The sequence below is a fragment of the Pseudoxanthobacter sp. genome (assembly GCF_036822375.1).
Taxonomy (GTDB): Bacteria; Pseudomonadota; Alphaproteobacteria; order Rhizobiales; family Segnochrobactraceae; genus Pseudoxanthobacter.
In genome coordinates, this window is record NZ_DAISHT010000032.1 from 1 (window position 1) to 25,817 (window position 25,817).

Sequence of the window (25,817 nt, forward strand, 5' to 3'; positions counted from 1 at the left end):
ATCCCCCTCACTCCTTCCCAAACGACGCCCGAACACTGCCAAGACCCGATATGCGGGCGGTGAAGACGCCGGGCTCGCTGACAACGGCCATCGGCCCCAGCGCGCCGGTCAGCACCACGTCGCCGGCGCGCAGCGGCGCACCGGCCGCGGCCATGGTGTCCGCCAGCCAGATCGCGGCATTGACCGGATTGCCGAGGCAGGCAGCGCCCTGCCCGCGCGAGACCACGGCACCGCCGGTCTCCATCTCCATCGTGCACTCGACCAGATCGAGCGCGGCAAGCGACACCGGGCGGGTGCCCAGCACGAAGCGCGCCGACGAGCCGTTGTCGGCGACCGTGTCGGTCAGCCGGATGTTCCAGCCGGCAATGCGGCTGTCCACGACCTCGATGGCAGCCACGGCGAAGGCCGTGGCGCGCAGGATATCGGCGGTGGTGTGGCGCTCATGGGTGAGGTCACGGTCGAGAACGAACGCGATCTCCGCTTCCACCTTGGGCTGGATGAGGGCACCGAGCGGGATCGTCTCGCCGTCGCCCACGCCCATCACATCGAACAGCGTGCCGAAATCCGGGGAATCGACACCGAGCTGCGCCTGCACCGCTTTGGAGGTGAGGCCGATCTTGCGCCCGGCGATGCGCTGGCCGGCGGCCACGCGCTGCTGCGTCTGAACATCCTGAATGGCATAGGCGATTTCGGCCGGCGTGCGGGCAGCGGCCAGCGCGGCGATTTCGTCGCGCAGCGGTGCGCACGGCGCACGGGTTTCCTCCGCGGCGGCGAGCCTTGCGGCAAGCCGGCCGATGGCTTCGTCTGTCATGGTTTCGTGCTCGGAACTTCTGGGGGTCGGGTCGTGAAAAAAGAAGGGGCCGCCACCCGGGCGGCCCCGCCCGTGTCAGGCGGCCACCGGAACGGCTTCCGGCACGCTCTCGCCCTTGAGGAAGCCGATATGGATGCGGTTGAACACCTCCGGATCCTCGAACTGCGGCCAGTGTCCGCAACCGTCCATGACGGTGAACAGCGCGCCCGGGATCATGGAGGCGATGCGGCGGCCTTCCGACACGTCGGCCGTCGGATCGTCGGAGGTCCACAGCACCAGCGTCGGCGCCTTGATGCGCGCATAATCCTCCGGGTACATCAGGTTGCGCTTCCGCACATCCATCTCCTGAAGGATCATGTTGAACTTCATCGCCTCGGCCATGCCCGGCTGGGCATAGATCGCCTGCCGGCAGGCGACGAGGTCGTCATAGGCCTTGGCCTTGTCGGCCATCAGCCATTCGACGCGGGCCTTGATGAAGTCCCAGGTCGGCTCGGTGGCCGCGCGCATCGACAGCGTCTTGAGGCGCTCCATGACCTTCGGGTCGGCCTGCGAGCCGCCGGCGGTGTTGAGCACCAGCCGCTCCACGCGGTCGGGATGATCGGCCGCAAGGCGCGAAGCCACCCAGCCGCCGAGAGACTCGCCGGAGATCGAGACTTTCTCGAAGCCGAGCGTATCCATGACCTTCAGGATGTGAGCGACATAGTGCTTCACTTCCAGATCGTGGGTGCCCTTGTCGGTCCAGCCATGGCCGATCATGTCGATCGCCCACACGTCAAAATGCTCGCCGTGGGCGCCGAGGTTGCGGATGTAGGCTTCGGCATGGCCACCCACGCCGTGCAGCATCAGCAGCGGCGGGGCGCCGGTCTTGCCGGCATGCAGGTAGCGGGTGCGGATGCCGCCGGCATCGAGGAAGCCCTGCGAGAACGACACGCACTGCAGGTCGCGCCAGATGCTCTGGTAGGGGGCGGTTGCTTCGCTCATGATCTTCACGTCCGTTCGGATGATGTCTTGAAAAGGGGTCTGAAGCCGTGGCCGGCGCCGGTCACGCCGCCTTGCGGGCGGCGGAGCGCGGGGTCGCGGTGGTCAGGGCGATGCCGGTGATCCACTCCTGGATCGGCTCGTAGAAGCCGACGCTCGCCTCATAGCTGCCGGCGGCGGACAGAGCGGCCAGCGCAGCCACCCAGGTGCGCACCTCGTGCGCGCCGCGGCCGCCGAGACGGGTGATCTCGTCGTCGTCCCAGTCGTCGCCGACCGTCAGGTCGCCGTTGACGAGGTGTTCGAGGAAGGCGCGGTCCCACTCCGGATTGAGCGGGCGCAGCTTCGAGGTGCCGGCGACATATTCATGGCCGGCATTGAACACCCGCGTCTGGCGGGCCAGCCGCGCGGCATGGCTGGCGGCCCGCCCGTCGATGAGCTTGGCGCGCACGTCGGGCGAGGCGCCCTTCATGGCCGGGATCGGCGGATCGTGCGACAGGCCGCCGGAGGCCAGCACGGCCACGTTAAGCTCGCTCGCCTCGGCCCACGCGCCAACCGCCTCGCCCAGCGCCCGCACGCGGGCGAAGGTGGGCCGCGGCGGCGCCGCGCAGTTGATGAACACCGGCACGATGCGCGTCAGCGGATAGATCGACGACAGCAGTTCCACCGGCTGGGTGGCGCCATGGTCCACCTGCATGCGGTAGGAAACCGCCACGTCCACACCGGCCTGCGTGACCGCGCTTGCCAGCGAGATCGCCACGTCTTCCGGCACGTCGAGCGCGCCGGGCACGGAGCCGAAGTCGCCGAGCGAGCTGGCGACCGCGCCGATGCAGAAGCTCGGCATCAGGTCATAGAAGAAGCCGTTGAAGTGATCGGGAAAGAAAACGACCGCAACATCCGGGCCCCATTCCGCAATCTGACGTGCAGCGTCGTTGATTGCAGCCTCGAAACGCCGCTCGACGGCGGGTTCGGCCCGGTTTTTTTCCATAAGCGGTGAGTGGCTGATGCAAACAGCGCCACTGAGCATGGCATCCTCCGCGTTTTATTGATTCTGCGGGGTGCCGGGAGCAGTTTCCACGGACACCGCGCTTGCGTTCTTGAGAGGCACGCTAGGCCCGCAGGCTGGCATCGTTCAAGGAAGCTGTGCTATCTGTGCACTTAGTGAACGGCGCATCGCCTGCCGGGCACGGACGGAGAGGAAAGCGCCGATGGAGGGGATTTATAAGCCCGTAAGGGCGCTGGAACGCGGCATTGCCGTGCTGACGGCGCTGAACCGGCTGGGCCGGGCCCGGCCTTCGGATCTGGCGGCCGCCTGCGAGATCGACCGCACCACGACCTACCGGCTTCTGGCCACGCTGGCGCGGCTGGATCTGGTGGCGCGAAGCCCGTCCGACGAAACGTGGAGCCTTGCGCCCGGCGTGCGTGCACTCAGCGAGGGGCTGACCGAGGGTGACGAAATCAGCCACATCGTGGCGCAGGAACTGATCCGCCTGCTGCCGCAGGTGCGCTGGCCGAGCGACTTCGGCTCGTTCGAGGGCGGCAGCATCGTCATCCGCGAGACCACACACCGCTTCAGCCCGTTTTCCGTCCACCGCGCCATGGTGGGGCGCTATCGCCCGCTGACGCGCTCGGCCATGGGGCGGGCCATTCTGGCGGCCGCGGCCGACGACGAGCGCGAAACGATGCTGGCGATCGCCGTTTCCGGCAATGCCGCAGACGCCGCCGATGCGGCAGACCGGCGGCTCGTGCAGCGTCTTGTTGGCGAGGTGCGCGCCCGGGGCTATGCCGCTTCCGTGGGCGGGTCGGAGGCTTCCATCAGCGCCATCGCCCTGCCGGTGATGGGACGCGGCCGGGTGATGGGCGCCATCAACATCATCTTCTTCCGCTCTGCCATGACGCCGGAGGAAGCGGCCGGCCGCCATCTCGACGCGCTGAGAGCCTGTGTTGCCGATATCGAGCGCCGCTTCGCTGAGGAGAATGCCGAGACGCCCTGACGAGGCAGCCTGAAACGACTGCGGCCCGGCGGGGAGAACACCCGCCGGGCCGCGCAATTTTCACCCTTGTGCCGCTGGCAGCGGCGACCGGGCCGCGCTCAGAGTTCTTCTTCGCCGCCGCCGAACCAGTCGCCGAAGAAACCGCCGCCGCTGTCCTCGGCCGCGCCCGCCTCGTCTGCCGGCGCATCGGCAGCGGCATCCGGCGCGGCCTCGGCGGCCTGCGCGCTGTCGCCGGTGAACATGCCGGCCAGCATGTTGCCGAGCAGCATACCGCCGGCCACGCCCATGGCGGTCTGCGCGGCGCCGGCCAGGAAGCCCCCGCCGCCGCCGGCCGGGCGACCGCCACCCCACGGGCCGGCCCCCATGCCACCGTGCTGCGCCACACCGTAAGGATTCGCCGCGCCATGCGCATTCATGGCGCCCGGCCGGCCAAAGCCACCCGGCGCAGCCGCCGGATGCGCAGCGTGCCCGGCCTGTGCGGTGTGGCCCGCGTGCCCGGCCTGTCCCGCGTGTCCGGTGTGTCCTGCGTGCCCGGAACGTCCGGCGTGCCCGGAGCGTCCGGCGTGTCCGGAATTCCCGCCATGGGCGGGACGCCCGCCGCCGAACAACCCGCCGAACAGGCCGCCACCGGCCGCCGGCGCGGCGGCTGCGCGCTGCTCCAGCGCTTCGGCGCGCTGTTCCAGATCGGCGATGCGGGCCTCTGCCTGACGGAGGGCCATCTCCTGCATCACAATGGTCTGGGCCATGAAATAGGGCGCGCCGGGCTGGCGGCCGATCTGCTCGCGGATGAAAGCGTCCGCACCGGCATCGCGCGGTCCGGCCTGCTGCTCGATCTGACCGAGTTTGGCGAACAGGCCTTCGATCGCCTGGCGATCACGGTTTTCCATTGCTCTCGTTTCTCCGGTGGAAGGAACCGGGGCCGGCCGGTCGCGGCCGGCCCCTCAGGTCATGTCCGGGCGGCGGACAGGGAGGCCCGCCGCCCGGCCCGCTCACTCTTCACGCTGCCCGGTGAAGTTGAGCAGGAGCTGGAAGATGTTGATGAAATTGAGATAGAGCGAGAATGCGCCGAACACCGCGAGCTTCTGCTTCGATTCCGCATCGAACGAGGCCGCGTACTGCTCCTTGATGGTCTGCGTGTCCCACGCCGTCAGCCCGACGAACACCAGAATGCCGATGACCGAGACCGCGAACTGCAGCGCGCTGGAACCGATGAAGATGTTCACGAGGCTCGCGATCAGCACCCCGATCAGGCCCATGATGAGGAACGAGCCGAAGCGCGAGAGATCGCGCCGCGTGGTGTAGCCGTAGAGGCTGGTGGCCCCGAACATCGCGGCGGAGATGAAGAAGGTGCGGGCGATCGAGGTGCCGGTAAAGACGAGGAAGACGGAGGCCATCGACAGGCCCATGACGGCGCAGAAGGCCCAGAACATCGCCTGCGCCCCGCCCGCCGACATCGACTGGATGCGGAACGAGAACAGCATGACGAAGGCGAGCGGGGCCAGCATCACCACCCACTTCAGCGGGGTGGAGAAGATCGGCACATAGAGGGCGGGCGTGCTGCCGACCACGAAAGCGACCAGACCGGTGACGACCAGCCCGAGGCCCATGTAGTTGTAGATGCGCAGCATGTGCTGGCGCAGGCCCTCGTCGAAGGCGGCCCGGTCCATCGGGCGGGCGGTGCCCTGCCATCCAAACCCGGTGTTGGGCGTCTGCATGGGGTGTGTCTCCTGTGGAATGCGAAGGACGGATCGCGGCGCCGGCGGCCTGCCCGCCGGCGGATTTCAGTGCAGCGAGGCGGCCAGCATGCGCGCGGCCTCGCCGAGATGGCGGTCCTGCGCGCCGGTCGGCTCGGCGCCGCCGGCAACCAGCGCGTAGGCCACCTCACCCATCTGCCAGTGAGCGGCACTCAGCCCCTCGTGGCGTGTCACGGTGGCCGGCACCACGTCGAACTTGCCCGGCCGCACCGCAAACAGCGAGACGGGGCCCAGATCGTCGGCAACGAGGCTCATTTCCACGCTCGGACCGAAGGCGGAGGGAAACACCTGCACATCCCGCACCCGCCAGCCGCGCGGCAACTGCGGCATGACGATGCCGGTGGCCGCGCGGATGTCGGCGGCATCGTAGGCGGCGAGCGAGGGCTGGGACGGCATCGCCTGCCGCACCTCGCTGGTGCGGTGGGCCCGCACCGCGTCTTCCACGAACGGCGGCGGCAGGGCAGAGGCGACGACGCTCGTCACCCCCATGGGGCCCGACTGGCTGTGCGCGAACCAGCCCAGCGCCACAAGGGCGGCAATGCCGCCGGCGCGGGCAAGGCGGCGGCGCAGCCGGTCGCCATCCAGCCCGCGCTGCAGGCGACGGGCGGCGTTGCCGGTGGCAATCGCCTGCACCTTCGGCGCCGCCCCCAGCGCCAGCCGCAGGGCGCCGCGGATCTTCAGGTCCGCCATCACCCGGGCGGCCATCGCGGGATGACGGCTCAGGTGATCTTCCACCTCCGTGCGGCGAACCGGCGAAAGCTGGTCGTCGACATAGGCCATCAGATCGTCGTCGGAAATCGGATCACTCATCGGTCCCTCCCACGATGGCCCCGCCCACGATCCTCAGATGGCCGCGCGCGGCGGCCGCGCCGTCTTCTCCGGCCCGCAGCGCCGCGCGCGCCCGCGACAGACGCGACATCAGCGTGCCCGGCGGAATACCGAGCGCGCGGGCCGCCTCGCCATAGCTGAGGCCTTCCACCACCACGAGATGCAGGGCCGCCCGCTGCTCTTCGGGCAGGGTCATGAAGGCGCGCTGCACGTCGGCAAGGCGCACATGGGCCTCCTGCGGCGCAGCGGCCGCCTCCTCGTGCAGGCCGGCCAGAGCCGCAGCCCGCCGGTCCTCGGCCTTGCGGGCGCGATGGCCATCCACGAACACATTGTGCAGGATCGTCATCAGCCACACGCGCAGCGAACGCTCGCCGGCAAAGCTGTCGCGCTTCTCATAGGCCCGCACCAGCGTGTCGTGCACGAGGTCCTCGGCATCGCTCTCGTCGCGCGTCAGCGACCGGGCGTAGCGCCGCAGCGCTGCCAGTTGCGAGAGCACATCGAAGGGGGCTTTCGGGCGCATCATACCGGATATACGGTCTCGCCCCGCCGGCTATTCCAGAGCACCGACAAAAAAATCGCGGGCCTCCCCGGCCGGGGAAAGCCCGCGATGACCGGACCGGCCGGCGGGTGCTGCGTCAGACGCCGAGCAGGCGGTCGAGCAGCCGGCCTTCCAGTGCCGCCAGTTCCGGCGAGCCGCGACGGCGCGGACGCGGCACGGCGATGGCCAGATCGAGCGCCACCCGGCCGGCCTCGATCAGCACCACACGGTCGGCCAGCGCCACCGCCTCCGACACATCGTGCGTCACCAGCACGGCCGTGAAGCGCTGTTCCTGCCAGATCGTCTCGATCAGGCGCTGCATCTCGATGCGCGTCAGGGCATCGAGCGCCCCCAGCGGCTCGTCGAGCGCCAGAATCCGCGGATTGCCGACCAGCGCGCGGGCCAGCGCGACGCGCTGCTTCTGCCCGCCGGACAGCACGGAAGGCCATTCGCCGGCCCGCTCCGCCAGCCCCACTTCGGCCAGCAGCGCCTGCGCCCGCGCACGGCCGGCGGCGCCCTCCCGGAGCCCGGTCAGGCCAACCTCGACATTGGCCAGAATGCGCGCCCATGGCAGCAGGCGCGGCTCCTGAAACATGATGCGGGTGTCGCGGCTGTCCTCGGCCCCGCCGGCATGGACGAGCCGGCCGGCGGTCGGCGCCTCCAGCCCGGCAATCAGGCGCAGCAGCGTACTCTTGCCGCAGCCGCTCTTGCCGATGATGGCCACGAACTCGCCCTGCTCCACCGTCAGATCGATGCTGGAAAGCACCGTCTTCGGCCCGAACGCCTTGGAAACGCCGGAGAAGCGGAACGCCGGCTCGGCCGCGGACGTTCCCGGCCCGGCCGGCAGCGGCCCGCTGCCGTCATCGCGGAAGGCATTTGCAACCGGCGCACCGGCCCGAAAGAACCCTGCCATCGTCGCTCTCCTGACTGTCACGCGTGCTGGAAGGCCGGGTGCCATTTCAGGCACAGCCGTTCCAGAAGCCGGGCAATGCTGTCGGCCAGCTTGCCGAGGGCGGCATAGATGAGGATCGACAGCACCACGACATCGATCATCAGAAACTCGCGCGCCTGCATCGCCATGTAGCCGAGCCCGGACGACGCGGAGATGGTTTCCGCCACGATCAGCGTCAGCCACATGATGCCGAGCGCATAGCGCAGTCCGACGAACATCGACGGCAGTGCGCCCGGCAGGATGACGCGGAAGAACAGCGTCGCCGGCTTCATGCCGTAGATGCGGCCCATTTCGATCAGTTGCGGATCGACGGTCTGGATGCCGAGCAGCGTGTTCACATAGATCGGAAAGAACACCCCCAGCGCCACCAGAAACAGCTTGGCGCCCTCATCGATGCCGAACCACAGAATGACCAGCGGAATGAGCGCCAGATGCGGAATGTTGCGCACCATCTGCAGCGTGGTGTCGGTGAGGCTGCGCGACAGGTTCGACAGCCCGTTGGCCAGCCCGAACACCAGACCGATCGCACCGCCGACGAAGAAGCCCGCCAGCGCCCGCCCGGTGGAGATGCGGATGTTCTGCCACAGTTCGCCGGATTGCAGCACGCTCCAGAAGGCGCGCGCCACATCGCTCGGCGCCGGCAGCACGTTCGGCGGAATGGCCCCGAGGCGGGCCGAGGCCTCCCACACCACGAGGATGGCAACCGGCAGCAGCCAGCCGATGCCGCCGCGGGCAAGCCCCCTGAACAGGCCGCTCATGCCTGCGCCCTCCCCGGCCGGCGGCCCTGACGGGCCACCGGGGCAGACCGGAAACGGTTCATCCGGCGCGGGCCGGGGAAAGACGACATGACGGACATTGCGGGGTGTCCTGTTTGGAATTCGCGCACGGCGCGGAAAAATCAGGTCGGAAGCCTGCCCCGGCAGCGGGCCGGGGCAGCGCAGGTCGCCGGGTCTCAGTTGGCCGGAGCCGCCCACACATATTCGGAGACCACGATCTCCCGGGGAATCAGCCCCAGCTTCGCGAAGCGGCTGGCGGTCTGCTGCTGGCCGGCGATGATCTCCGGCGTCAGCGGGCCGATGCCGAACACCTGACGGTCGGCGGCGAGCTTCTGGGCAGCGAGCGGCACGCCGGTCACTTCATGCAGCGCCTCGGCCACCTTGTCGCGGTTGCCATCGGCCCATGCAGCCGCTTCCTTCAGGTCCGCGATCACGGTCGCCACCACCTTCGGGTGCGCATTGGCAAAGGTACGGTTGGCAAGGAAGTAGGTGTTGACCTGCACGGTATCGGCCGTCGTCGTCAGAACGCGCGGGTGGTAGCGCGTCTCGGCGATGGCGAAGAACGGATCCCATACGGCCCACGCATCGATCTTGTCGCTGGCAAAGGCGGCCGCGGCATCGGCCGGGCTCAGATAGACCGGCGTGATCTCGCTGTAGGGCACGCCCGCCTTTTCAAGGGCCACCGCGAGCAGGTTCTGCGCGCTGGAGCCCTTGGTAACGCCCACCTTGTGGCCCTTCAGATCGGCCACGGAGCGGATCGGAGAATCGGGCTTCACGAAGATCGCCTCGCCCTTGCCGTTGGAGGGAAGCGCGGCGACATAGACGAAGTTCGCCCCGGCCGCCTGTCCGAAGATCGGCGGCGCATCGCCCGTCCATCCGAGGTCGATGCTGCCGACATTCAGCGCCTCGACCAGCGGCGGGCCGGCGGTGAACTCGACCCATTTCACGGTGGTGCCTTCGGGCGCGAGGCTTTTCTCGATCAGTTTCTGCTGCTGGGCGATCACCGGCAGGCTGGTCTTCTGAAAGCCGACGCGCAGTTCCTTCAGCGGCTCGGCCGCAGCCCCCGTCAGCGTGGCAAACACAGCGGCCAGCGCAAAGACGGCTCCTGCCAGTTGCTTCCCGATCATCTCTCTCACCCCATCGTCGCGGCGCCCGGGCCTTGCCGGCCAGCCGCGCCCTTCCGCACCGGCAGGCGGCACCGCCGCTCTGCCCTGTTGCGTTAAGGCTAGAATAAGCTAGCCGGTCCATCGAGAAATTCAGTTCCACACTCACCCGCCGGGCGGCCCGTGATTTGTGAAGTTGGCGCCTTCGCAGGAAGGAATTTCTCCGGCGCTCCGCCGGCGCCGCCCGGTGCCGCAGCGGAGGCCGGAAATCCGCGCCATTTCCGATCAGCCGGATTATGGTGCAATTTATGTATTGAACCGCACCGCGGACCTCACATTGTCTCACTATATGGGCCACTGATTTCAATATTTGACGCCTGCCGTTCCCTGCCCTAGAGCTTTGACGGCAAGGTGCGCCCGACGACTGCCGGGCGGTGAACCGCGGGCCGGAGGCAGGATGACCGCGAATCCGATTTCCACCGCATCGTCCCGTCCGGGCAGCGAAGAGGCGCCGCCCGGCACGCAGACGCTGATGCGCGGTCTGGCGGTGCTTGAGGCCGTGGCCGCCGGCACGACGGATGTCGCCGGTCTTTCCGCCCGCCTCGGCATGACGCGCTCGACCGCCCACCGCACCCTCGCCGCTCTGGTGGCGGCGGGCTATCTGGCCTCCGCCGCCCACGGGCGGTACCGTCTCGGCAGCCGCCTGATCCGCCTTGGCCTTGCCGCGCTGGAAGAAGGCGCGCTGGCCGGCCGGGCCGAACCGTTCTGCCGGCGCCTTGCGGAGACCACCGGCGACACGGTGCACTTCGGTGTGCCGGAGGGCAGCGATGTCGTCTATCTCGCCAAGGTGCCCGGCGGGCGCGGGCTGGAGATGCGCTCGCGCGTCGGCCAGCGCATGCGGCTGGCCCGCACCGGGCTGGGCAAGGCGCTTCTGCTGGGCACCGACGAAGGGCGCTGGCCCGCGCTCTATCAGGCGGCCGCCGACGGCGGGCCGCCGCTGCCGCCCTATGCCGACTGGCGCGCCGGCCTCCTCGCCGACCGCGCCCGCGGCTTCACCTTCGATCTGGAAGAGAACGAACCCGGCATTCGTTGCGTCGGTGCCCCGGTTCGCGATGCCAGCGGCCGGGTGATCGCCGCTCTCAGCGTGGCAAGCGCGGTGCCGTTCATGCCGCCGGCCCGCATGATCGCCATCGCCCCCGATGTCGTCGCCGTCGCCGGCGACCTGTCCCGCGAGCTTGGATGGACCGCATGACCGTGCAGCCCGACACACCTTCCCCCGATGCGGCCGCACGCGGTGCCGCGCTGCTGGCGCTCGACTGGGGCACCTCCAGCCTGCGGGCCTTCCTGCTCGCTGCCGATGGCCACATCATCGCCGCGCGCGCCTCGCGCCATGGCATTCAGGCCCTGCCGCTGCCGGGCACCGCGGGTTTCGAAACCGCTCTTGAGGCCCTCACCGGCGACTGGCTGGCCGCCGTGCCGCGGCTTCCGGTCGTTGCCTGCGGCATGGTCGGCAGTGCGCAGGGGTGGCGCGAGGCCCCCTATGTCCGCTGCCCGGCCGCGGTGGCGACCCTCGCAGACAAGGCCGCCGTGGCAGAGACCGCAGCCGGCCGCCGCATTGCCATTGCGCCGGGACTGCTGTTCGACCCCGCCGATGCACGCCCCGACGTGATGCGCGGCGAAGAAATCCAGATCGCCGGCGCGCTGGAGCAGGCCCCCCGGCTTGCTGCCCGCGCCACGCTGGTGCTGCCGGGCACCCACAGCAAATGGGCCACGGTGGAAGAGGCCCGCGTCACCGGCTTTTCCACGGCGATGACCGGCGAACTGTTCGCCACCCTTTCCGCCCACACCATTCTCGGCCGGCTGATGGAAGGCACCGCAGCGGCCGCCGAACGGGAAGCCGCGTTTGCCGCCGGCCTTGAGGATGCCCGCGCCAGCGGCCCCGGCGATTTCGTGCGCCAGCTTTTCGCCACCCGCACGCTGGGCCTCACCGGCCGGCTGCCCGGCGGCGCGCTGGCCGATTATCTCTCCGGCCTCCTCATCGGCCACGAGATCGTTTCCGGCCTTGCCCGCGCCGATGCCCGAGCGCCGCTGGCGCTGGTCGGCGCGCCGGCGCTGTGCACCCGCTACCAGACCGCGCTTTCCGCCTTCGGGCGGCCGGCCGCCGCCGTTTTTGACAACACCGCCCCGGCCGGGCTGTTCGCCTTCGCCCGCGCCCTCGGCCTGCTTTCCTGAAGGCCTGCTTTCCTGATGTCCCGCCACACCGGAACCGATGCCATGCCCGCCAGCCAGATCGCAGCCAGCACCCGCCGCAGCCGCTTCGATGCGGCGTTCGCCGCCCTGCCGCTTGTCGCCATTCTCCGCGGCGTAAAGCCGGAAGAGGCCGAAGGCATCGCCGTGGCGCTCTATAACGCCGGCTTCCGCATCATCGAGGTGCCGCTGAACTCGCCGGAGCCGCTGAAGAGCATCGCCGCCATGCGCGCCGTGCTGCCGCAGGATGCCATCGTCGGCGCCGGCACGGTGATGCGCGAGAGCGATGTCGACGCGCTCGCCGCCATCGGCGCCGATCTGGTGGTCATGCCTCACGCCGATACCGCCATCGTTTCGGCATCGGTGCGGGCGGGCCTCGTCTGCGCCCCCGGTGTGATGACACCGACCGAGGCGTTTGCGGCCCTCGATGCCGGCGCCGCCGCGCTGAAGCTGTTTCCGGCCGAACTGATCACCCCGGCCGCCGTGCGCGCGCTGATGGCGGTGATGCCGCCCGGCACCCGCCTGCTTCCGGTCGGCGGCATCACCCCGGTCACGATGAAGCCTTATCTGGCCGCCGGCGCGGCCGGGTTCGGCATCGGCTCGGCCGTCTACAAGCCGGGCCTTCAGGCCGCCGAAGTCGGCGCCCGCGCCGCCGCCTTCATCGCCGCCTGGCAGGCACGCGGCGAATAGGATCAGCGGCCGCCGCCGGCACCATCGTCGCTGCCGTGGTCATGGTTCCGGTCGGGCTCGCGGTCGTGGTCGTGGTCGTAGTCGTAGTCGTGAACATGGTCGAGGGCGGCGGGCGGTCCCGCCTCCGGCTCCACCGGCACCACCACCAGACGGCCGTAGCGCACCCCGCGCTCGGCCATCACATGGTCGGCGAAGTGGCGCACATCGCCCGTCGGCCCGCGCAGCAGCGCCACCTCAAGGCAGGTGCCGGCATCGAGATGCACGTGGGTGGTGGCCAGCGACAGGTCGTGGCGATGATGATGCGTGCTCGTCAGCCGCCGCGCCAGATCGCGGCGGTCGTGATCGAACACATAGACCAGCGCCCCGACACAGGGCTGTGCGGCCCCGGCCAGCGGCCCTTCTTCCGCAAGGCTCGTCCGCACCAGATCGCGGATCGCCTCGGAGCGGTTCTCGCAGCCACGCGCCGCCATGAAGGCATCGATCTCCGCCATCAGGTCATCGTCGAGCGTGATGGTGATGCGCTGCATGGCGTGTCGTCTCCTTCCGGCCTCGTCGCGCCCGATGGTGGCCCCGGCCGCCGCCCATGGCAACGACCACCTTCAGGCCATCGCGCCCGATGAACAATCTTCTCGCAACGACCGTCCCGGGCTCAACGCCTAGAAGGCCTTCCCCGCCTCCTCCTGCGAGGGGCCGCGCAGCATTTCCCTGACGGCGGGCACGAGCAGGCCGAGCAGCGAGACGCGCTCCGTCAGCACTCTGGCGTCGATCAGCGTGCCGGCGGTGATCTGCGTGTCGGGGCCGGCCGAGGTGGTCCATTTCAGGCCGCTCACGGTGCGCGGGTCACGCTCCATTTCCACCGTCACCAGAAACGGCGGGCCGCTGGCGGTGAGCTTGCGGACGAGATCGTCGTTACGCAGCATATGGCGGAGCTGCTCCGGGCTGGCGGCAACGTCGGGAACCCGCACAACCGTGCCCTCGATGGCCCCGAACACGTCGCGGCGAACCGAGGTCGGGTCGATCAGGGCCTGCATGCCGACGCGCACCTTCTTGCCATCCCGGGCGGGGATGAGAACCGCGGCAACCAGATGCGTGGCGCCCGGACGCAGTGTCGAGAAGCTCTCATCCACCGGCAGCATGCTGACGAGCGGCGTATCGAACCGCACGAGATCGCCGGGAAAGACCTTCAGTTCCGAGACGATGCCGTACTGGGTGCTGCGCACCACGGTCTCATTGTCGATGCGGTCCCTGAGCCGGTCGATCTGGCGCTGGGCCTGCGCCTTGCGGGCGTCGAGGGCCTGCAGTTCGCGCTCGTACTGCGCCTTGCGCTCGCCTTCCGTCAGCAGCATGGCGAGGATGTCGCCGCGCTTGCCGGAGGTGCGCTCCAGCACCTCGGCAAGTTCCGTCTGTGCCTGCAGATAGCGCTCGAAGGTGGTGTTGCCGCTCCGGCGCAGGGTTTCCTGACCTTCGGTGAGCTGCTCCAGCAGGGCCCGGCGTTTGTCGAGCAGCGCGATGGTCTCGCGGGCGTTGGCCTCCTGCCGGGCCTGAAGATCGGCGAACAGCCGCCCGGTCTGCTCCTGCAGGGCCCGCACCTTCTGCTCCTCGCGCTCAATGAGGTCGAGTTCGCTCTCGGCGAGTTTCAGGTCGGTCTGGATCGCCGGCTCCACGATGCGGGCGATCTCCTGTCCGGGGCTGACACGCTGGCCGATATCGACGAGCACGTCCGTGATGCGGCCGTCGTGGTCGGATGCGACGGTGAACTCCAGCACGCCCTTCGAGCTCAGGATGACACCCGTGCCCGACACCGCGATCGGCACGCGGATGAAGATCGCACCGACGACCGCTGCCACAACGATGGCGCACAGCATCAGCACCACGGCGACATAGCCGGGCCGCACCAGCCGCAGCGCGGTCGCGAGTTGCTCGGGCCGCTGCAACTGGGCCTGCGCCTCGGAGCGGAACAGATTTGTGCTCATGGTCTCACCGCTCGCCGGGTCTGGTCGCCTGCTGTCCTGTCAATGGCCGTCATCGGGTCTTCCCTCCGGCACCGGCGACATCGTCGGGAGGGGCAATCTCGACCACGCTGCCCTCGTGCATCATCACCAGCCTGTCGACGCGTTTCAGCGCGGCGGGATGATGGGTCACGAGGATGCGGGTCAGGTCGAGTTTTGCGAGCGATGCGAGGATCCGGTCCTTCGAGACGCCGTCGAGGGCGCTCATGGATTCGTCGAGCAGGATCACCGACGGCCGGCGCGCCAGCGCGCGGGCAATCAGAAGGCGCTGGATCTGCCCCTCCGCGAGGCCGGCCCCGCCCTCGCCGACGATGGTGAGCAGTCCCATGGGCAGCGCTCTCAGTTCGTCGGCGATGGCCGCCTGCTCGGCGAAGGCCCACGCCTCGTCGATGGTGATGTCTCCGACCCCGCGGATGTTCTCGTAGATCGAGGCCGGCAGCAGCCGCGCCCCCTGCATGACGAGGCCGATCCGCCGCGAGATCTGGCGCCGGTCGAGGCCGGCCAGATCGTGGCCGCCGAGAAGGATACGGCCGCTGTCGGGCTTTTCCAGCCCGGCCAGCAGCGACAGCAACGTCGACTTGCCGCTGCCGGACGGGCCGACCAGCCCCACGAACTCACCCTCGCGGACGGTGAGATTGACACCCTGAAGGATGCGCCGCGTACCATGGAAAAAGCTGACGTCGCTGACATCGAGCCGGCTCGACAGCACGACGGCAGGCGCGCCGGAGGCCGGAGGCTCCAGCTCGAATTCGATCAGCGGGCGGGCGAGCTTCGCCATCGGCATCAGCTTGGAAGCGCCGATCAGGTGGTGCGACAGCTCCTTCCCGGACTGCGTGAGCCGGCCGAGCGCCAGCACGAACACGATCGCCTGACCCGCACCGATGCTCGCCGTCGAGCCGGCATAGGCGATGGCGGCGAACGACAGCGCCAGCACGATCGCATCCCACCCCGGCTCGATCACGGACAGGCGGTTCGAGATGCGGGCCGAGCGCATCAGGCGCGACTGAAAGGCGAGGAAGTTCTCGCCCCACTGAGTGAAGGCCCGCTTTTCCATTCGCATGCCGCGCACGACCGGGACAAGGCGGACGAGATCGTAGACGAAGGCAAGCACGATCACGTCCATCCGCTCGCCCTCGTAAATCGCCCTGAACTGCGCCCACCCGAGGAAGGCGGTGATTGCGAGCAGGCTGAGGACGAGACCGATGGACACGAGGCCGGCGACCGGCGAAACGAACGTGACGACCACCGCCGCGGCAAGCCCGTTGAGAAGCGCAACGGCGCCGTTGGTGACAAAGCCGAGGAGCGCGCGGCGGAACTTCTCCACGGTCTCCATCTCGGTGGCCAGGATGAGCGTGGTCGATGAGCGCAGGCTTGCCGGCGTGAGGCGCAGCAGCCGGTCGACCATCGCGGCGTGCAGCGCGAGGCCCGCCCGCCCGTTCGCCCGCAATTCCGCGAGCCGGCCGACGACGAAGAACGTCGTTTCGGCAACGAGCGCCATCGCCAGCACGAGCAGCAGTTCAATGAGGAACGGCACGTCGGCGGTGTGGACGGCAATGTTGGCGATCTGGGCGGAAGCGAGCGGCGGCAGCAGCGCCAGCAGCGCGCCGGCGAGGCCGCAGAAACCGAGCAGCACGAAATCCCACACGCTGTCGCGCAGGCCGAAGCCGAAGATCGAGCGATAGGTGAGCCGCGTGCCCGGCAGGGTGCGGAAGAACATGTAGGCATCGTTACCGAACGCCGCCCGGTCGTCGCGGCCGAGGCGGCGCGGCGGCTCTGCGTCCGTCGGGTGCTCGATGACGAAGCCGCCCCGGCGGCGCGCCCGCAGCACCCACGGCCGTCCGTCGCCATCGAACGCCAGCAGGGCGCCCTCGCCCTCCGGCAGCGTGCCCGTGCCGAGCCCGATGCGGCGCAGGCGCAGGCCGTGGCCGGCGGCAAACCGCTCCAGAAAATCCTCCCGATCCTCGCCGGGTTCCTCGCGCACCGGAACGGCCCTGACGTGCAGCATCTCCGCCAGCCGCGCTGCCGCGGCGGCAAGCGGCGTGCGGCTGCCGGCGGGCGGGCGGTGAAACGTGCCGTCGAGCACCCGGCCGAACCCTTTCAGGGTGTCGGTGAAGGCACTTTCCATGCGCTGCGCCTGCGTCGAGCGCTCGTCTTCGGCGCTCCGCTCCGCGGCGGCGAGACGTGCCGCGATCGCCGCGAGGAGCCGGTGGCTGATCGCTCCGAAGGAGGCCTCGTCCTCAGGTTCCGGCACGGCAATGCCGCCGGGCGCGGCGGCGCGCGCCAGCGCGGCCGTCCAGAGCAGGGCACCCTCGGAATCGCCGCCCGCTTCCAGCCCCGCGTCAAGCCGCGGCCTGAGGAACAGCTCGAAGCCCGGCACCGCCTCCGGCAGCAGCGCGCCCTCGGGGATCGTCGCGACGAAGCGTCTGGCGTCCGTCTCGCCAGAAGCGAGATAGAGGTCTGCGGAAGCCCCGACGAGCGTGCAGGGAATGGCGGGAGCGAGGGGCGTCAGCACCCCTGCCGGCAATGGCATGAACTCCGGCACGTCCGTCATAGCTGCTGCTCCGCGGCAGCGAGGATCGCGCTCATGGATGTGCGGGCAGCCGCATGGGCTTCTCCCATTGCGACCGGATAGAGCCGGCCGCCGTGAAGCGCCATCACGCGGTCCATGTGCTGCAACGCGCTGGCGCGGTTGGTGAACAGCAGCAGCGTGGCGCCGCGGCGGCGCAGGTTTTCGAGCACGCGCGCCTCCGTATCCTCGTCGAGCGCGCTGGTCGCGTCGTCGAGCACGAGAATGCGGGGGGCGTGCACCAGCGCGCGGGCGATGGCGAGCCGCTGCCGTTCGCCGCTGCTGAAGCCGACCCCGTTCTCACCCACCTGCCCGTCCAGTCCGCCCGGCCGGCCGGCCACAGCCTCCAGAAGTTCGGCGTCGGCAAGCGCGCCGGCGATGTCGTCGTCGGTCTCGGCCGCATCCCACAGCGTCAAAGCCGACCGGATCGGCCCCTTCGGGAAGAAGGGCGCCTGATCGACGAAGCCGACCCCATCGCATTTCGGCACCCACGCCTCGGCGCCGGCGCGGGCCTCGAAGCGGATCGTGCCGCAGGTCGGTGCGGCAAGACCGACAACGAGCCGGGCGAGCGTGCTCTTGCCCGCCCCGGAACCGCCCATGATGCCGATGCACGCGCCGGGCGCGACGGCCAGCGCGATGCCGGAGAGCACGGGCTCGCCGTGAGGATAGGAGAAGCCGACATCCTGCAGCGCGATGCGCCCCGTCGGCAGCGGCAATGGCCCCTGCCCGGCCGCGGCGCCGTCTTCTGCGGCCCCGATGTGGTCGAGCACGTCGCCGAGGCGGCCCATGCCGGCCGTGGACTGGCCGATCGCCGTTCCGAAGCCGGTGAGCGCACCGATGGAACTGGAAAGCAGCCCGGACAGCATCAGGAAGCCAAGCAGCGTGCCAAGCGTGGTCTCCGTGGTCATCACCACGAAGGCACCGACGCCGAGCACGGCGAGCGTCGTCAGGCGGCTCATCGCGAAAGGCAGCGCCATCAGCATGCGGGTCGTCCAGCCGCTCTTCTGTTCGGAATTGATCAGCCGGACCTCAGCTTCGACCATGTGGCTGAAGAGCTGGGTCTCGCTGCCGTTGACGCGCGCCTGTTCCAGCAGCGCCGCGCCGCGCACGGCCGCGGAATGGGCCTGCCCCGCCGCCATCTGCAGCTGCACGGCCTCGTCCTGGACCCGGCGGGTCACGAGCCTGAGCACGAGCAGCTCAAGCACCGCGAAGCCGACGCACACTGCCGTCATGACAACGCTGTAGAGCAGCATGATCGCGATGTAGCCCGCGACCGCCAGCACGTTCACGGCGGTCTGGGCGAACGGGCCGGCGACCATGCTGCCGAGCTGCCCGGCATATTGCGTGCGCGCCGAGATCTCCACCGGGCTGCGGCGAACGAAAAAATCATAGGGCAGCTGGAACAGCCGCCACACGAACCGGGCGCTGACGACGGCCGTCACCTTCGTCTGAACGAGCAGAAGCCCGCGGGTGTAGAGCGCCGCGATCATCGAGCGGAACGCGCCGACGGCAATGATGCCGCCGAGGAGGGGAAGCAGCCATTCCCGGTTGCCCTGCACCAGATAATCGTCGACGAACACCCGCGTCAGTCCGGGCAGCACCACGCCGAGCACCACCATCGCGAGGCTCGTCAGGACGATGCAGACGAACATATCCCACGAACCGCCGAGCACGGCGGCAAGCCGGCGGGCGATGCCCGGCGGCCGGGGCGTGCGCCGGAACTCCGCACCGGGGCGGAAAGTCAGCGTTACGCCGGTGAAACGACGGCCGAACTCCTCGCGGTCGACGACCCGGCGTCCGTTGGCGGGATCGACGATGACGAAGCCGTTGCGGCCGACCGCCTCCAGCACGACGAAATGATCAAACCCCCAGAACAGGATCTGGGGCAGGCCGAGGGCGGCGAGGCCGTCGATATCGCGGCTGTAGGCATCGGCCTCCATGCCGCGCCGGCGCGCCGCTTCCACGATGTCGGCGGCAGACGTGCCGTCGCGCGACACGCCGCAGCTGTCGCGCACGGCATCGAGCGTCTCCCACCGCCCGTGGGCGGCAAGCACCATGGCGAGGCAGGCCGGCCCGCACTCTGCCGTTTCCATCTGCAGGATGGCCGGAACCCGGCGGGCGCGGCCCCGCCCGCCCCTCACCCGCGCCACGACAGCGCGCCTCCGGACGACAGCGAACCGCCGGACGATGCCGCACCGCAACCGGGCGGAAGCGGCGCCGTCAGATGTGTGGAAGCCGTCAGTTGCATGGAGAGATTCCGCTCACGTCCGAAATTCCTGCGAAACATCCGGTCTTGCCCGGGCGACGGTCCGTTCAGGCGGCACCCGGCGGCAAACCCGGCTTGCGCGGTGGCGGCCGGCGACGACAAGGCCACGGTCCGCGCCGGCTGACGCGGAAGCGATGAGCGGGCCGGCGCCGTGGCCATGGGCCGCCTACCGGGGTTTCGCCGCGAGAAGCCGCAACACCTCGAAGCCGGCCTCGATCTGCTCGTTGCTTGAGAGACCCTTCCTGTTCGCAAGCTCCACGGCATCGCAGGCCTTCTGCAGCGCCTCGTCGGAATAGTCCGGGGGGGCGAGATGCGCCCGGGTCATGACCTGCTTTTCAAGATCGATGACCGTGAGGAAGGCCACCTGCCGGCTCTTGCCGCTGGCAAGGGCGTTGTCGAAATAGGCCACCGTGAGCGCCTGCCGGCCGGCGGTATAGGCGGCGTCCACATCCGCCTTCGAGGTGGCGCTGGCGCCCGGCGTTCTGGCAACCCCGAGTTTGCCGATCCAGTTCGCCTGTGAGGCCGACCAGCCGTCGGCTTCCGCACGCGCGACGAGCTGGTCCTCGACGGAGGCGGCGGCCTGCACGAGCACATAGGCCGGCCGCTGCGGCGCATCGCCGGGGGGAAGGTCGGGAGGAAGAAACATGATTTTTCCGTTCGAACGCAGACAGATGGCAGCTTCGGGCGGGCTGCGCCGACCCTTGCGGGGCGCCCGCTGCGAAGACCCGGCGGGCGGGCCCGGGTCCGGCCCCGCCCGGAAGCGCCGGGCTCAGTTCAGATCGTTGCCCGCGAGCTCGCGGATCACGGCAAAGCCGGCTCCGATCTGGTCCTCGCTGGAAAGGCCGCGCTGGGCTGCCAGTTCGACCGCGTCGCAGGCCTGCATCAGGATGGAGTCCGGATAATCCGGCGGCACCTCTCCGCGACGCTCCGCGAGCTGCTTCTCAAGATCGATGATCGTGAGAAAAGCGGTGTAGAGGTTCTTGCCCTGCTCCAGAGCGTGGTCGAAATAGCCGACCGTCAGCTGGCGGCGGGCGCGGCCGTAGGCGCCTTCCAGCGCCTCCACTCCGGGCGCGCCGTCGATCGCGGCCTGAATGAACGGCTCCTGAGCAAGCCGGTCGATCCACTCGGCCTGGGACTGCGACCAGCCCTCCGAGAGAGCGCGCCGGATGATCTTCTCGTGGGCGAGCGCACTCAGCTTTTCGACCTCGGGGGCCAGCTTGGTTTCGATTTCGGACCTGGCCGCGGCCAGTTCCTCGGCGGTGGGGTTCTTGTCGCTCATGACGCGATCCTCTGAAACTCGATCGGTGCCGGTCGGGAAATCGACGTGCCTCCCGGCCCGCCCCGGCCGCGGGAAGCCCGGTGCACCTTGTATCCGGATATCAAGGCCGCCCTTCCGTCACCGCGTCGCGGTGGGAAGGGCGGCGGTATCAGCCGAAAAGGCCGCCGAAGAAGCCGCCGACCGCCTTGAACGGCGACAGCACCGCATCGCCGACATTATCGATCTCGGTGAACGCCTTGGCGACATTCCGGGCCGCCTGACCGACATCCAGCGCGACATTGATGTTGCAGCTCGCACCGATGCCCAGCGCGGCACCGACCTTGAGGCCGACCTGAAGCTTGCCGTCCTTGAAGTCGATATCGCCGTCGACCTTCGCGCCGATCTTGCCCGCATAGACGCCGCCGCCGACCTCGACACCGTTGCCGTTGGCGCTCTTCAGTCCGATATTGCCATCGGCGCCCACACCTGCGGATGCTTCGGCACCCAGACCGACCTTCGCCTTGACCTTGCCGTCACTGGCCAGCGGATTGAAGGTGACCTCAGCCTCGGCCTTCGCCTCAGCCTTCGCCGCTGCGTAGGCAGCGGCCTTCTGCTCGATCTTGGCACTCCCGATCTTGGTCTCGTTGCTGACGCCGGCCTTGACCGAGGCTTCCGCGACCGCCTTGGCAGCAGCAGAGATGCCGTCATAACCGAGATGGGTACCGGCTTTGGCACCCGCAGAGGCATCAGCCGCGACAGCGCCGGTCACGGTGTTCTCCACGTCGCCGTTCTTGTAGGCGTAAGACTTGCTGGCCTCGGCATGGGCCGCAACCTTGGTCGAGGCCTCTGCCGTCACGGCATTTTTGGTCACGGTCACGCCGGCCTTGTTCTCAAACGCGGCGGAGGCGTCGATCTTGTTCGTGGTCGTCAGCGACTTGCCGTCGCCGAGGTCGGTGGTGTTCCTGACCTCCTTGCCGGCCTCGGCACGCACCGCCCAGTTGGCGCTGGCGCCCTTGCCGAGATCGGAGGAATAGGTCGTCGTGCCGCCCTCGATCTTGACCTGAGCGACGGTCGTCGCCTCGCGAACCTTGTTGCCGTCGGTGTCGGTCGTCTTCGAAACGCCACCGGCAAGAACCTTGTCGATGGTCGCCTCGTGCAGATTGCCCTCCGCCAGCGCCTTTTCCTTGGCGGCCGCATTGAGCGTTTCTTCAATGCCCTTGGAGGCGACCTTCCAGCCCTTCTCTGTCACAAGATCCTTGATCTTGTCTTTGGCCTGAGTCGCCAGCGACTCCTGCGGGCTCGCCGTGTTCTTCACCGTGGCGTCGGCAGACTTCGAACGCTCGCGGCCTTCCTCGGAATCGGCGGTCTTCACCGCCGTCCTGCCGGCGTCGTCGCTGGTCACTTTCGCCCTGGCGTCATCGACGACCTTCCTGGCATCGGCGAGCTTCTGTTCGCCGGCCTTCAGGGCCTCGCCGGCGGCCTTCAGCTTCTGCTCGCTTTCCCCGTGGGCGATCTGCGCCTTGGCGAAATCGCTGCCCGCCTTGCCGGCCGGGTCCGACTTCGGATCGGCAACGGCGTTCTTGAACTTCGCCTCTGCCGCAGCGAGGTTTGCAGTCGCCGTCTTGTGGTCGCTCTCGGCTTCCTCCTGCGCCCTGGCAAGGTTCTTCACCGTATCGGTCGCACCGGTCACCGCGCGGCTGCCGTCGCGCAGATCCTTGTACGCGCGATCGATGTCCTGCTGCTGCTTGGCCTTCTGCTCCTGCGCGTTCTGCGCATCGGCCTTCTGAGCATCCCAGATGGCCGTGTGCTTGGCGGTGTTGTCGGCGATGGCATTCGCCTTATCCTGCGCCGCCTTTTCCGCGTCGAGCTTGGTCGACTTGGTTTCCTTCGTGACGTTGCCGTCGGCATCGACCTTGTAAGCCGTGCTCGCGTAGGTCTTCGCGCCATGGAGATCGGCATCCACTCCCCCCGTGGTGGAGCGCATGCCGGTCTCAATGTCCTTGGTAAAGTTCGGGTCCGTGCTCTTGCCGCTGCCGTCGATCTCCTTCAGGTGATCGGAGATCTTCTGATAGAGGGCCTCTCCGGCCTTCGCCTTGAGGCCAACCTCGGCGGCCGTCAGATCGACGGTCTTGCCGGACTGGTCCTGAACCGAGACCTTCACGCCGTCAGGGTTACCCTTCACGCCGGAGATCGAGACGTCGGCGGTCTTCTGCAGGAGCTGCTTGCTGTTCGGGTCGAACTGCGACGCAGACAGCGTCAGCTTCGACGTGAACGCCCCGCCCTCCCCCACCCGGGTGTCGGCCTTGAGGACGTCGACGGAAGATTTCTCCGCCACCGCGCTCTTCACATCGCCCGTCTTCGCATCGCCTGTCTTGGCAGCCTCGCTCTCGGCGAGCTTGATGGCTTCGGCGCCGGCGGTCAGCCCGATGGCGGCCTCACCGTCGACATGGGCATTCTCGCCGGGGCGCGCACCGCCCACGATAGACTTCAGAATATCGGGCGACAGCGCGTCGTTGCTGTTCTCCGGCCCGGAAACGGCATCGTCATTGCTCTTCATGATCAGACCTCACCCCATGTGACATCTCATCGAGCGGACGATCCCGCCCGGTCGAAGAATGCTCCAATGCTCCGGATCGGACACAGCCCCCGGCTCGCATCGTCCTGCGGACGAGCCGTTGGTGTCAATGCCGAGCGGAGTTTACCCAAAAGTACCGAAGTCAATTTCCCCGGTGATCTTTTCCCGGAAAGTGAACGGGGCTGAACCGCCCGCATTCCATCCCGGCCGTCATCGGTCTCCCGCCGGCGCTCCACCGCCATGGCGGCGCCGGTCTCGCCTTCAAAGGCGCCATCGTTCAGAGCGACGGTCCGGTTTCGGCGTTCATCGTTGTGCTCCCTCCCGGTCAGGACCGTCGGGCCCTGCATTCCGGTGAGAGGAAATCTAGGCGCCGCCGATGACACCAACCTTACAGGCTGCTCAGGACCGCAGATTTCACGCGACCGCCTTCGCCACCCACTCCGGGCGCCGGCGACGGGCCACCGGCACAGCACTGCGCCGGCCATCCGCGCGGAACTCAAAGAGGCGATAATCCCCGCACAGCATCACGGCCTGAACGACGCCGTGCCGGCCCGTCAGGTGCATCGTGAAGCGCACGTCCGCCCGGCGCCGGATGGCGGGCGCGAAAGCGTCGAGCCGGATGTAAAGGCCGGCGATGCGTTCGGCGGTGGCCATGGAAAGCGCGGGCTCCCGGAGGCCCTGTTCCGTAACGACGCGCCTGCCACGCCCGCGCCGCCGCCCCTGTCTTGAGACCGGGCGACCGAGCCGCTACGCTGGGCTCCGCGCCGGGCCTGTCTGCCATGGCAGACACGGGCCTGTATCAGGCGCGCAGCGGAATTGAGGGGCAAGACGAACCAATGCCGGCCAGCAGGAATATCGAGACAATCGTTCAGGACCGGTATCAGAGCGCCCTTGATTTCGCAGATGCGGTCCGGTCCGATATTGTCTCTTTTCCCTATGACCGGCTTTTTCTGGCCGTCGTCGTCTTCCTTGTTTTCTTCCTGCTCAGAAAGCCCTTCCGTCACCTGCTGTTCGTCGTAGCCGGCAAGTTCTTCATCGGCAACACCCACGCCTTCCGCGAAAGCCTCTATCAGGTGCTGAGAGGGCCGGTGGAGCTGTTCTCCGCCGTCATCGGCACCTATTTCGCCTTCGAGATCATGCGTAATGGCGAGGATGGCTTCATTGCGCGGGTATCGGAACAGGTGGTCGGCACGCTGTTCATCGTGCTCGCCTACTGGGCCATGTTCGCCATCATCGGCCCCGTGACGGAACGGATCCGGCCCGGCGCCGGCCATCTGTCCGATTCCGGCATCGACTGGCTGCGCAAGGCCACGCGGGCGCTGATCGCCTTTTTCGCCGTGGCGGCCGTGCTGCAGCAATGGGGCGTGCGCATCGGCCCGATGCTGGCCGGCATGGGCATTGCCGGCGCCGCGGTGGCGCTGGGCGCGCAGGTGCTGTTCAAGAACCTGATTTCCGGCGTGCTCATCCTGATCGAGCGCCGGGTGCAATATGGCGACTGGATCAAGGTGCAGGGCGTCATCGAGGGCACGGTGGAGAGCATCGGTTTCCGCTCCACCCGCATCCGCCAGTTCGACGATTCCGCCGTGCAGGTCCCGAATGCCGACCTCGCCGACAATGCCGTGATCAACTACACGCAGATGCGCCGCCGCCGCATTTTCTGGCTGATCGGTGTGCCCTATTCGACCACCATCGAACAGTTGCGCCAGATTCAGCACGAGATCGAAGCCTATATCCAGGGCAACGCGGCGTTTGTCGACAAGGACACCGCATCGACCTTCGTGCGGATCGACTCGTTCGGCGCGTCCGCCATCAACATCATGGTCTATTGCTATACGACCACGACCCGCTGGGGCGAGTGGCTGCAGGTAAAAGAAGAGCTGGCGTACCGGATCATGGAGATCGTTCTCGGCGCCGGCTCGAGCTTCGCCTTCCCCTCAACCTCAGTCTATGTCGAAACGCTCCCGGGCGAGAAGCCCGATATCTTCGTGCCACCTGACGCCGCTGCAAAACCAACCGCTGCCGGATGAAGAGGTGCAGGCGGCAACCCGTCGAGCCGGATGGTTCTCCTCAACATGAATGCGGCCAGCCCGATGCCCGGCTGCCGGCTTGCGGGGCATGCGGAACGCCGCGCATCGCCCCCCCCCCAGGGAAACCGAACACATTGTTCCCGGCCTCTGCGATTGACCGCCATCGCCTGATCGCTTGCCGAGCAACCAACCGTCGTCGACGCTACCATAGGTCGCATTTCGACCATCAGAAAGTGTGCGAGAGTTGAGTCTCAAAAATGTGCACACAAGGGGATGACGGACTGAGAATCGGTCAGATGAAGAAGTGGCGCGGTCTTGCCACTGGCGACGACAAGACCCGACAGCGACCATGGCTTCGTGCTCATCGCCATCGTCCGTATTCACGGACGCGTGAATTCGCCAATGCGGGCGGTTTTAAAATTGGTCGAGCATAAATAGATATTTATCA

The 25,817-nt window shown here is 68.4% G+C and carries 23 protein-coding genes; 5 read left to right on the forward strand and 18 right to left on the reverse strand.

Translation table 11 applies throughout. From position 1 onward, the window contains the following. Positions 1–7 precede the first annotated feature (7 nt). From V7067_RS05370 to V7067_RS05380, 3 genes are all read right to left on the reverse strand, one after another. Positions 8–811, reverse strand: a complete 804-nt coding sequence (locus V7067_RS05370; RefSeq protein ID WP_334174854.1) for a fumarylacetoacetate hydrolase family protein — start codon at positions 809–811, stop codon at positions 8–10. A 75-nt stretch (positions 812–886) separates the two neighbouring features. Further along, positions 887–1,792 (reverse strand): alpha/beta hydrolase, encoded by a 906-nt coding sequence (locus V7067_RS05375; protein WP_334174855.1) that lies wholly within the window; start codon positions 1,790–1,792, stop codon positions 887–889. A 61-nt stretch (positions 1,793–1,853) separates the two neighbouring features. After that, positions 1,854–2,813, reverse strand: coding sequence for a 3-carboxyethylcatechol 2,3-dioxygenase (locus tag V7067_RS05380; RefSeq protein WP_334174856.1), 960 nt, complete (start codon positions 2,811–2,813; stop codon positions 1,854–1,856). Positions 2,814–2,994: 181 nt separating this feature from the next. Here V7067_RS05380 and V7067_RS05385 point away from each other — a divergent pair, with 181 nt between their 5' ends. Beyond that, complete coding sequence (locus V7067_RS05385; protein ID WP_334174857.1) at positions 2,995–3,780, forward strand: IclR family transcriptional regulator C-terminal domain-containing protein; 786 nt, start codon at positions 2,995–2,997, stop codon at positions 3,778–3,780. Positions 3,781–3,878: 98 nt separating this feature from the next. Here V7067_RS05385 and V7067_RS05390 read toward each other — a convergent pair whose 3' ends face one another. From V7067_RS05390 to V7067_RS05420, 7 genes are all read right to left on the reverse strand, one after another. Further along, complete coding sequence (locus V7067_RS05390) at positions 3,879–4,667, reverse strand: DUF2076 family protein (protein ID WP_334174858.1); 789 nt, start codon at positions 4,665–4,667, stop codon at positions 3,879–3,881. 102 nt (positions 4,668–4,769) lie between these two features. Further along, the gene (locus V7067_RS05395; protein WP_334174859.1) at positions 4,770–5,495 is read right to left on the reverse strand and encodes a Bax inhibitor-1/YccA family protein; all 726 of its coding nucleotides are present in this window, start codon (positions 5,493–5,495) and stop codon (positions 4,770–4,772) included. Positions 5,496–5,561: 66 nt separating this feature from the next. Continuing rightward, complete coding sequence (locus tag V7067_RS05400; RefSeq protein ID WP_334174860.1) at positions 5,562–6,344, reverse strand: anti-sigma factor; 783 nt, start codon at positions 6,342–6,344, stop codon at positions 5,562–5,564. Then, positions 6,337–6,885: a sigma-70 family RNA polymerase sigma factor gene (locus V7067_RS05405; protein WP_334174861.1), complete on the reverse strand. Its 549-nt coding sequence runs from the start codon at positions 6,883–6,885 to the stop codon at positions 6,337–6,339. The genes V7067_RS05400 and V7067_RS05405 overlap by 8 nt, the downstream gene beginning before the upstream one ends. A 112-nt stretch (positions 6,886–6,997) precedes the next feature. Then, positions 6,998–7,813 carry an ATP-binding cassette domain-containing protein gene (locus tag V7067_RS05410; RefSeq protein ID WP_334174862.1) on the reverse strand — a complete coding sequence of 272 codons (816 nt, stop codon included), beginning with the start codon at positions 7,811–7,813 and terminating at the stop codon, positions 6,998–7,000. A 17-nt stretch (positions 7,814–7,830) separates the two neighbouring features. Continuing rightward, on the reverse strand, positions 7,831–8,610 hold the full coding sequence (locus tag V7067_RS05415; RefSeq protein WP_334174863.1) for an ABC transporter permease subunit: 780 nt from the start codon (positions 8,608–8,610) through the stop codon (positions 7,831–7,833). A gap of 194 nt (positions 8,611–8,804) precedes the next feature. Beyond that, entirely contained in the window at positions 8,805–9,755 is a 951-nt protein-coding gene (locus V7067_RS05420; RefSeq protein WP_334174864.1) for a sulfonate ABC transporter substrate-binding protein, read from the reverse strand. 433 nt (positions 9,756–10,188) lie between these two features. On the opposite strand from V7067_RS05420, the gene V7067_RS05425 reads away from it, so the two are divergent. Genes V7067_RS05425 through V7067_RS05435 form a run of 3 tightly spaced genes read left to right on the forward strand, consistent with a single transcriptional unit; the run spans position 10,189 to position 12,668 of the window. After that, on the forward strand, positions 10,189–10,983 hold the full coding sequence (locus tag V7067_RS05425; RefSeq protein ID WP_334174865.1) for an IclR family transcriptional regulator: 795 nt from the start codon (positions 10,189–10,191) through the stop codon (positions 10,981–10,983). Further along, positions 10,980–11,963: a 2-dehydro-3-deoxygalactonokinase gene (locus tag V7067_RS05430; RefSeq protein ID WP_334174866.1), complete on the forward strand. Its 984-nt coding sequence runs from the start codon at positions 10,980–10,982 to the stop codon at positions 11,961–11,963. Before V7067_RS05425 ends, V7067_RS05430 begins: the two co-directional genes overlap by 4 nt. A gap of 42 nt (positions 11,964–12,005) precedes the next feature. After that, the gene (locus V7067_RS05435; RefSeq protein ID WP_334174867.1) at positions 12,006–12,668 is read left to right on the forward strand and encodes a 2-dehydro-3-deoxy-6-phosphogalactonate aldolase; all 663 of its coding nucleotides are present in this window, start codon (positions 12,006–12,008) and stop codon (positions 12,666–12,668) included. Between the two features lie 2 nt (positions 12,669–12,670). Here V7067_RS05435 and nikR read toward each other — a convergent pair whose 3' ends face one another. From nikR to V7067_RS05475, 8 genes are all read right to left on the reverse strand, one after another. Beyond that, on the reverse strand, positions 12,671–13,195 hold the full coding sequence (nikR, locus tag V7067_RS05440; protein ID WP_334174868.1) for a nickel-responsive transcriptional regulator NikR: 525 nt from the start codon (positions 13,193–13,195) through the stop codon (positions 12,671–12,673). A 129-nt stretch (positions 13,196–13,324) separates the two neighbouring features. Next, on the reverse strand, positions 13,325–14,641 hold the full coding sequence (locus V7067_RS05445) for an NHLP bacteriocin system secretion protein (RefSeq protein ID WP_334174869.1): 1,317 nt from the start codon (positions 14,639–14,641) through the stop codon (positions 13,325–13,327). A 49-nt stretch (positions 14,642–14,690) separates the two neighbouring features. Next, positions 14,691–17,228 (reverse strand): ATP-binding cassette domain-containing protein, encoded by a 2,538-nt coding sequence (locus V7067_RS05450; RefSeq protein WP_334174870.1) that lies wholly within the window; start codon positions 17,226–17,228, stop codon positions 14,691–14,693. Continuing rightward, positions 17,225–19,393, reverse strand: a complete 2,169-nt coding sequence (locus V7067_RS05455; RefSeq protein ID WP_334174871.1) for a cysteine peptidase family C39 domain-containing protein — start codon at positions 19,391–19,393, stop codon at positions 17,225–17,227. The genes V7067_RS05450 and V7067_RS05455 overlap by 4 nt, the downstream gene beginning before the upstream one ends. 282 nt (positions 19,394–19,675) lie before the next feature. After that, positions 19,676–20,155 (reverse strand): hypothetical protein, encoded by a 480-nt coding sequence (locus V7067_RS05460; protein WP_334174872.1) that lies wholly within the window; start codon positions 20,153–20,155, stop codon positions 19,676–19,678. A 123-nt stretch (positions 20,156–20,278) separates the two neighbouring features. Beyond that, positions 20,279–20,788: a hypothetical protein gene (locus V7067_RS05465; protein ID WP_334174873.1), complete on the reverse strand. Its 510-nt coding sequence runs from the start codon at positions 20,786–20,788 to the stop codon at positions 20,279–20,281. Positions 20,789–20,936: 148 nt separating this feature from the next. Further along, entirely contained in the window at positions 20,937–23,246 is a 2,310-nt protein-coding gene (locus V7067_RS05470) for a hypothetical protein (RefSeq protein ID WP_334174874.1), read from the reverse strand. Between the two features lie 510 nt (positions 23,247–23,756). After that, positions 23,757–23,996: a hypothetical protein gene (locus tag V7067_RS05475; RefSeq protein ID WP_334174875.1), complete on the reverse strand. Its 240-nt coding sequence runs from the start codon at positions 23,994–23,996 to the stop codon at positions 23,757–23,759. 71 nt (positions 23,997–24,067) lie between these two features. Between V7067_RS05475 and V7067_RS05480 the strand changes: the two genes are divergently transcribed. Next, positions 24,068–25,369, forward strand: a complete 1,302-nt coding sequence (locus V7067_RS05480) for a mechanosensitive ion channel family protein (protein WP_334174876.1) — start codon at positions 24,068–24,070, stop codon at positions 25,367–25,369. Positions 25,370–25,817: the final 448 nt, after the last annotated feature.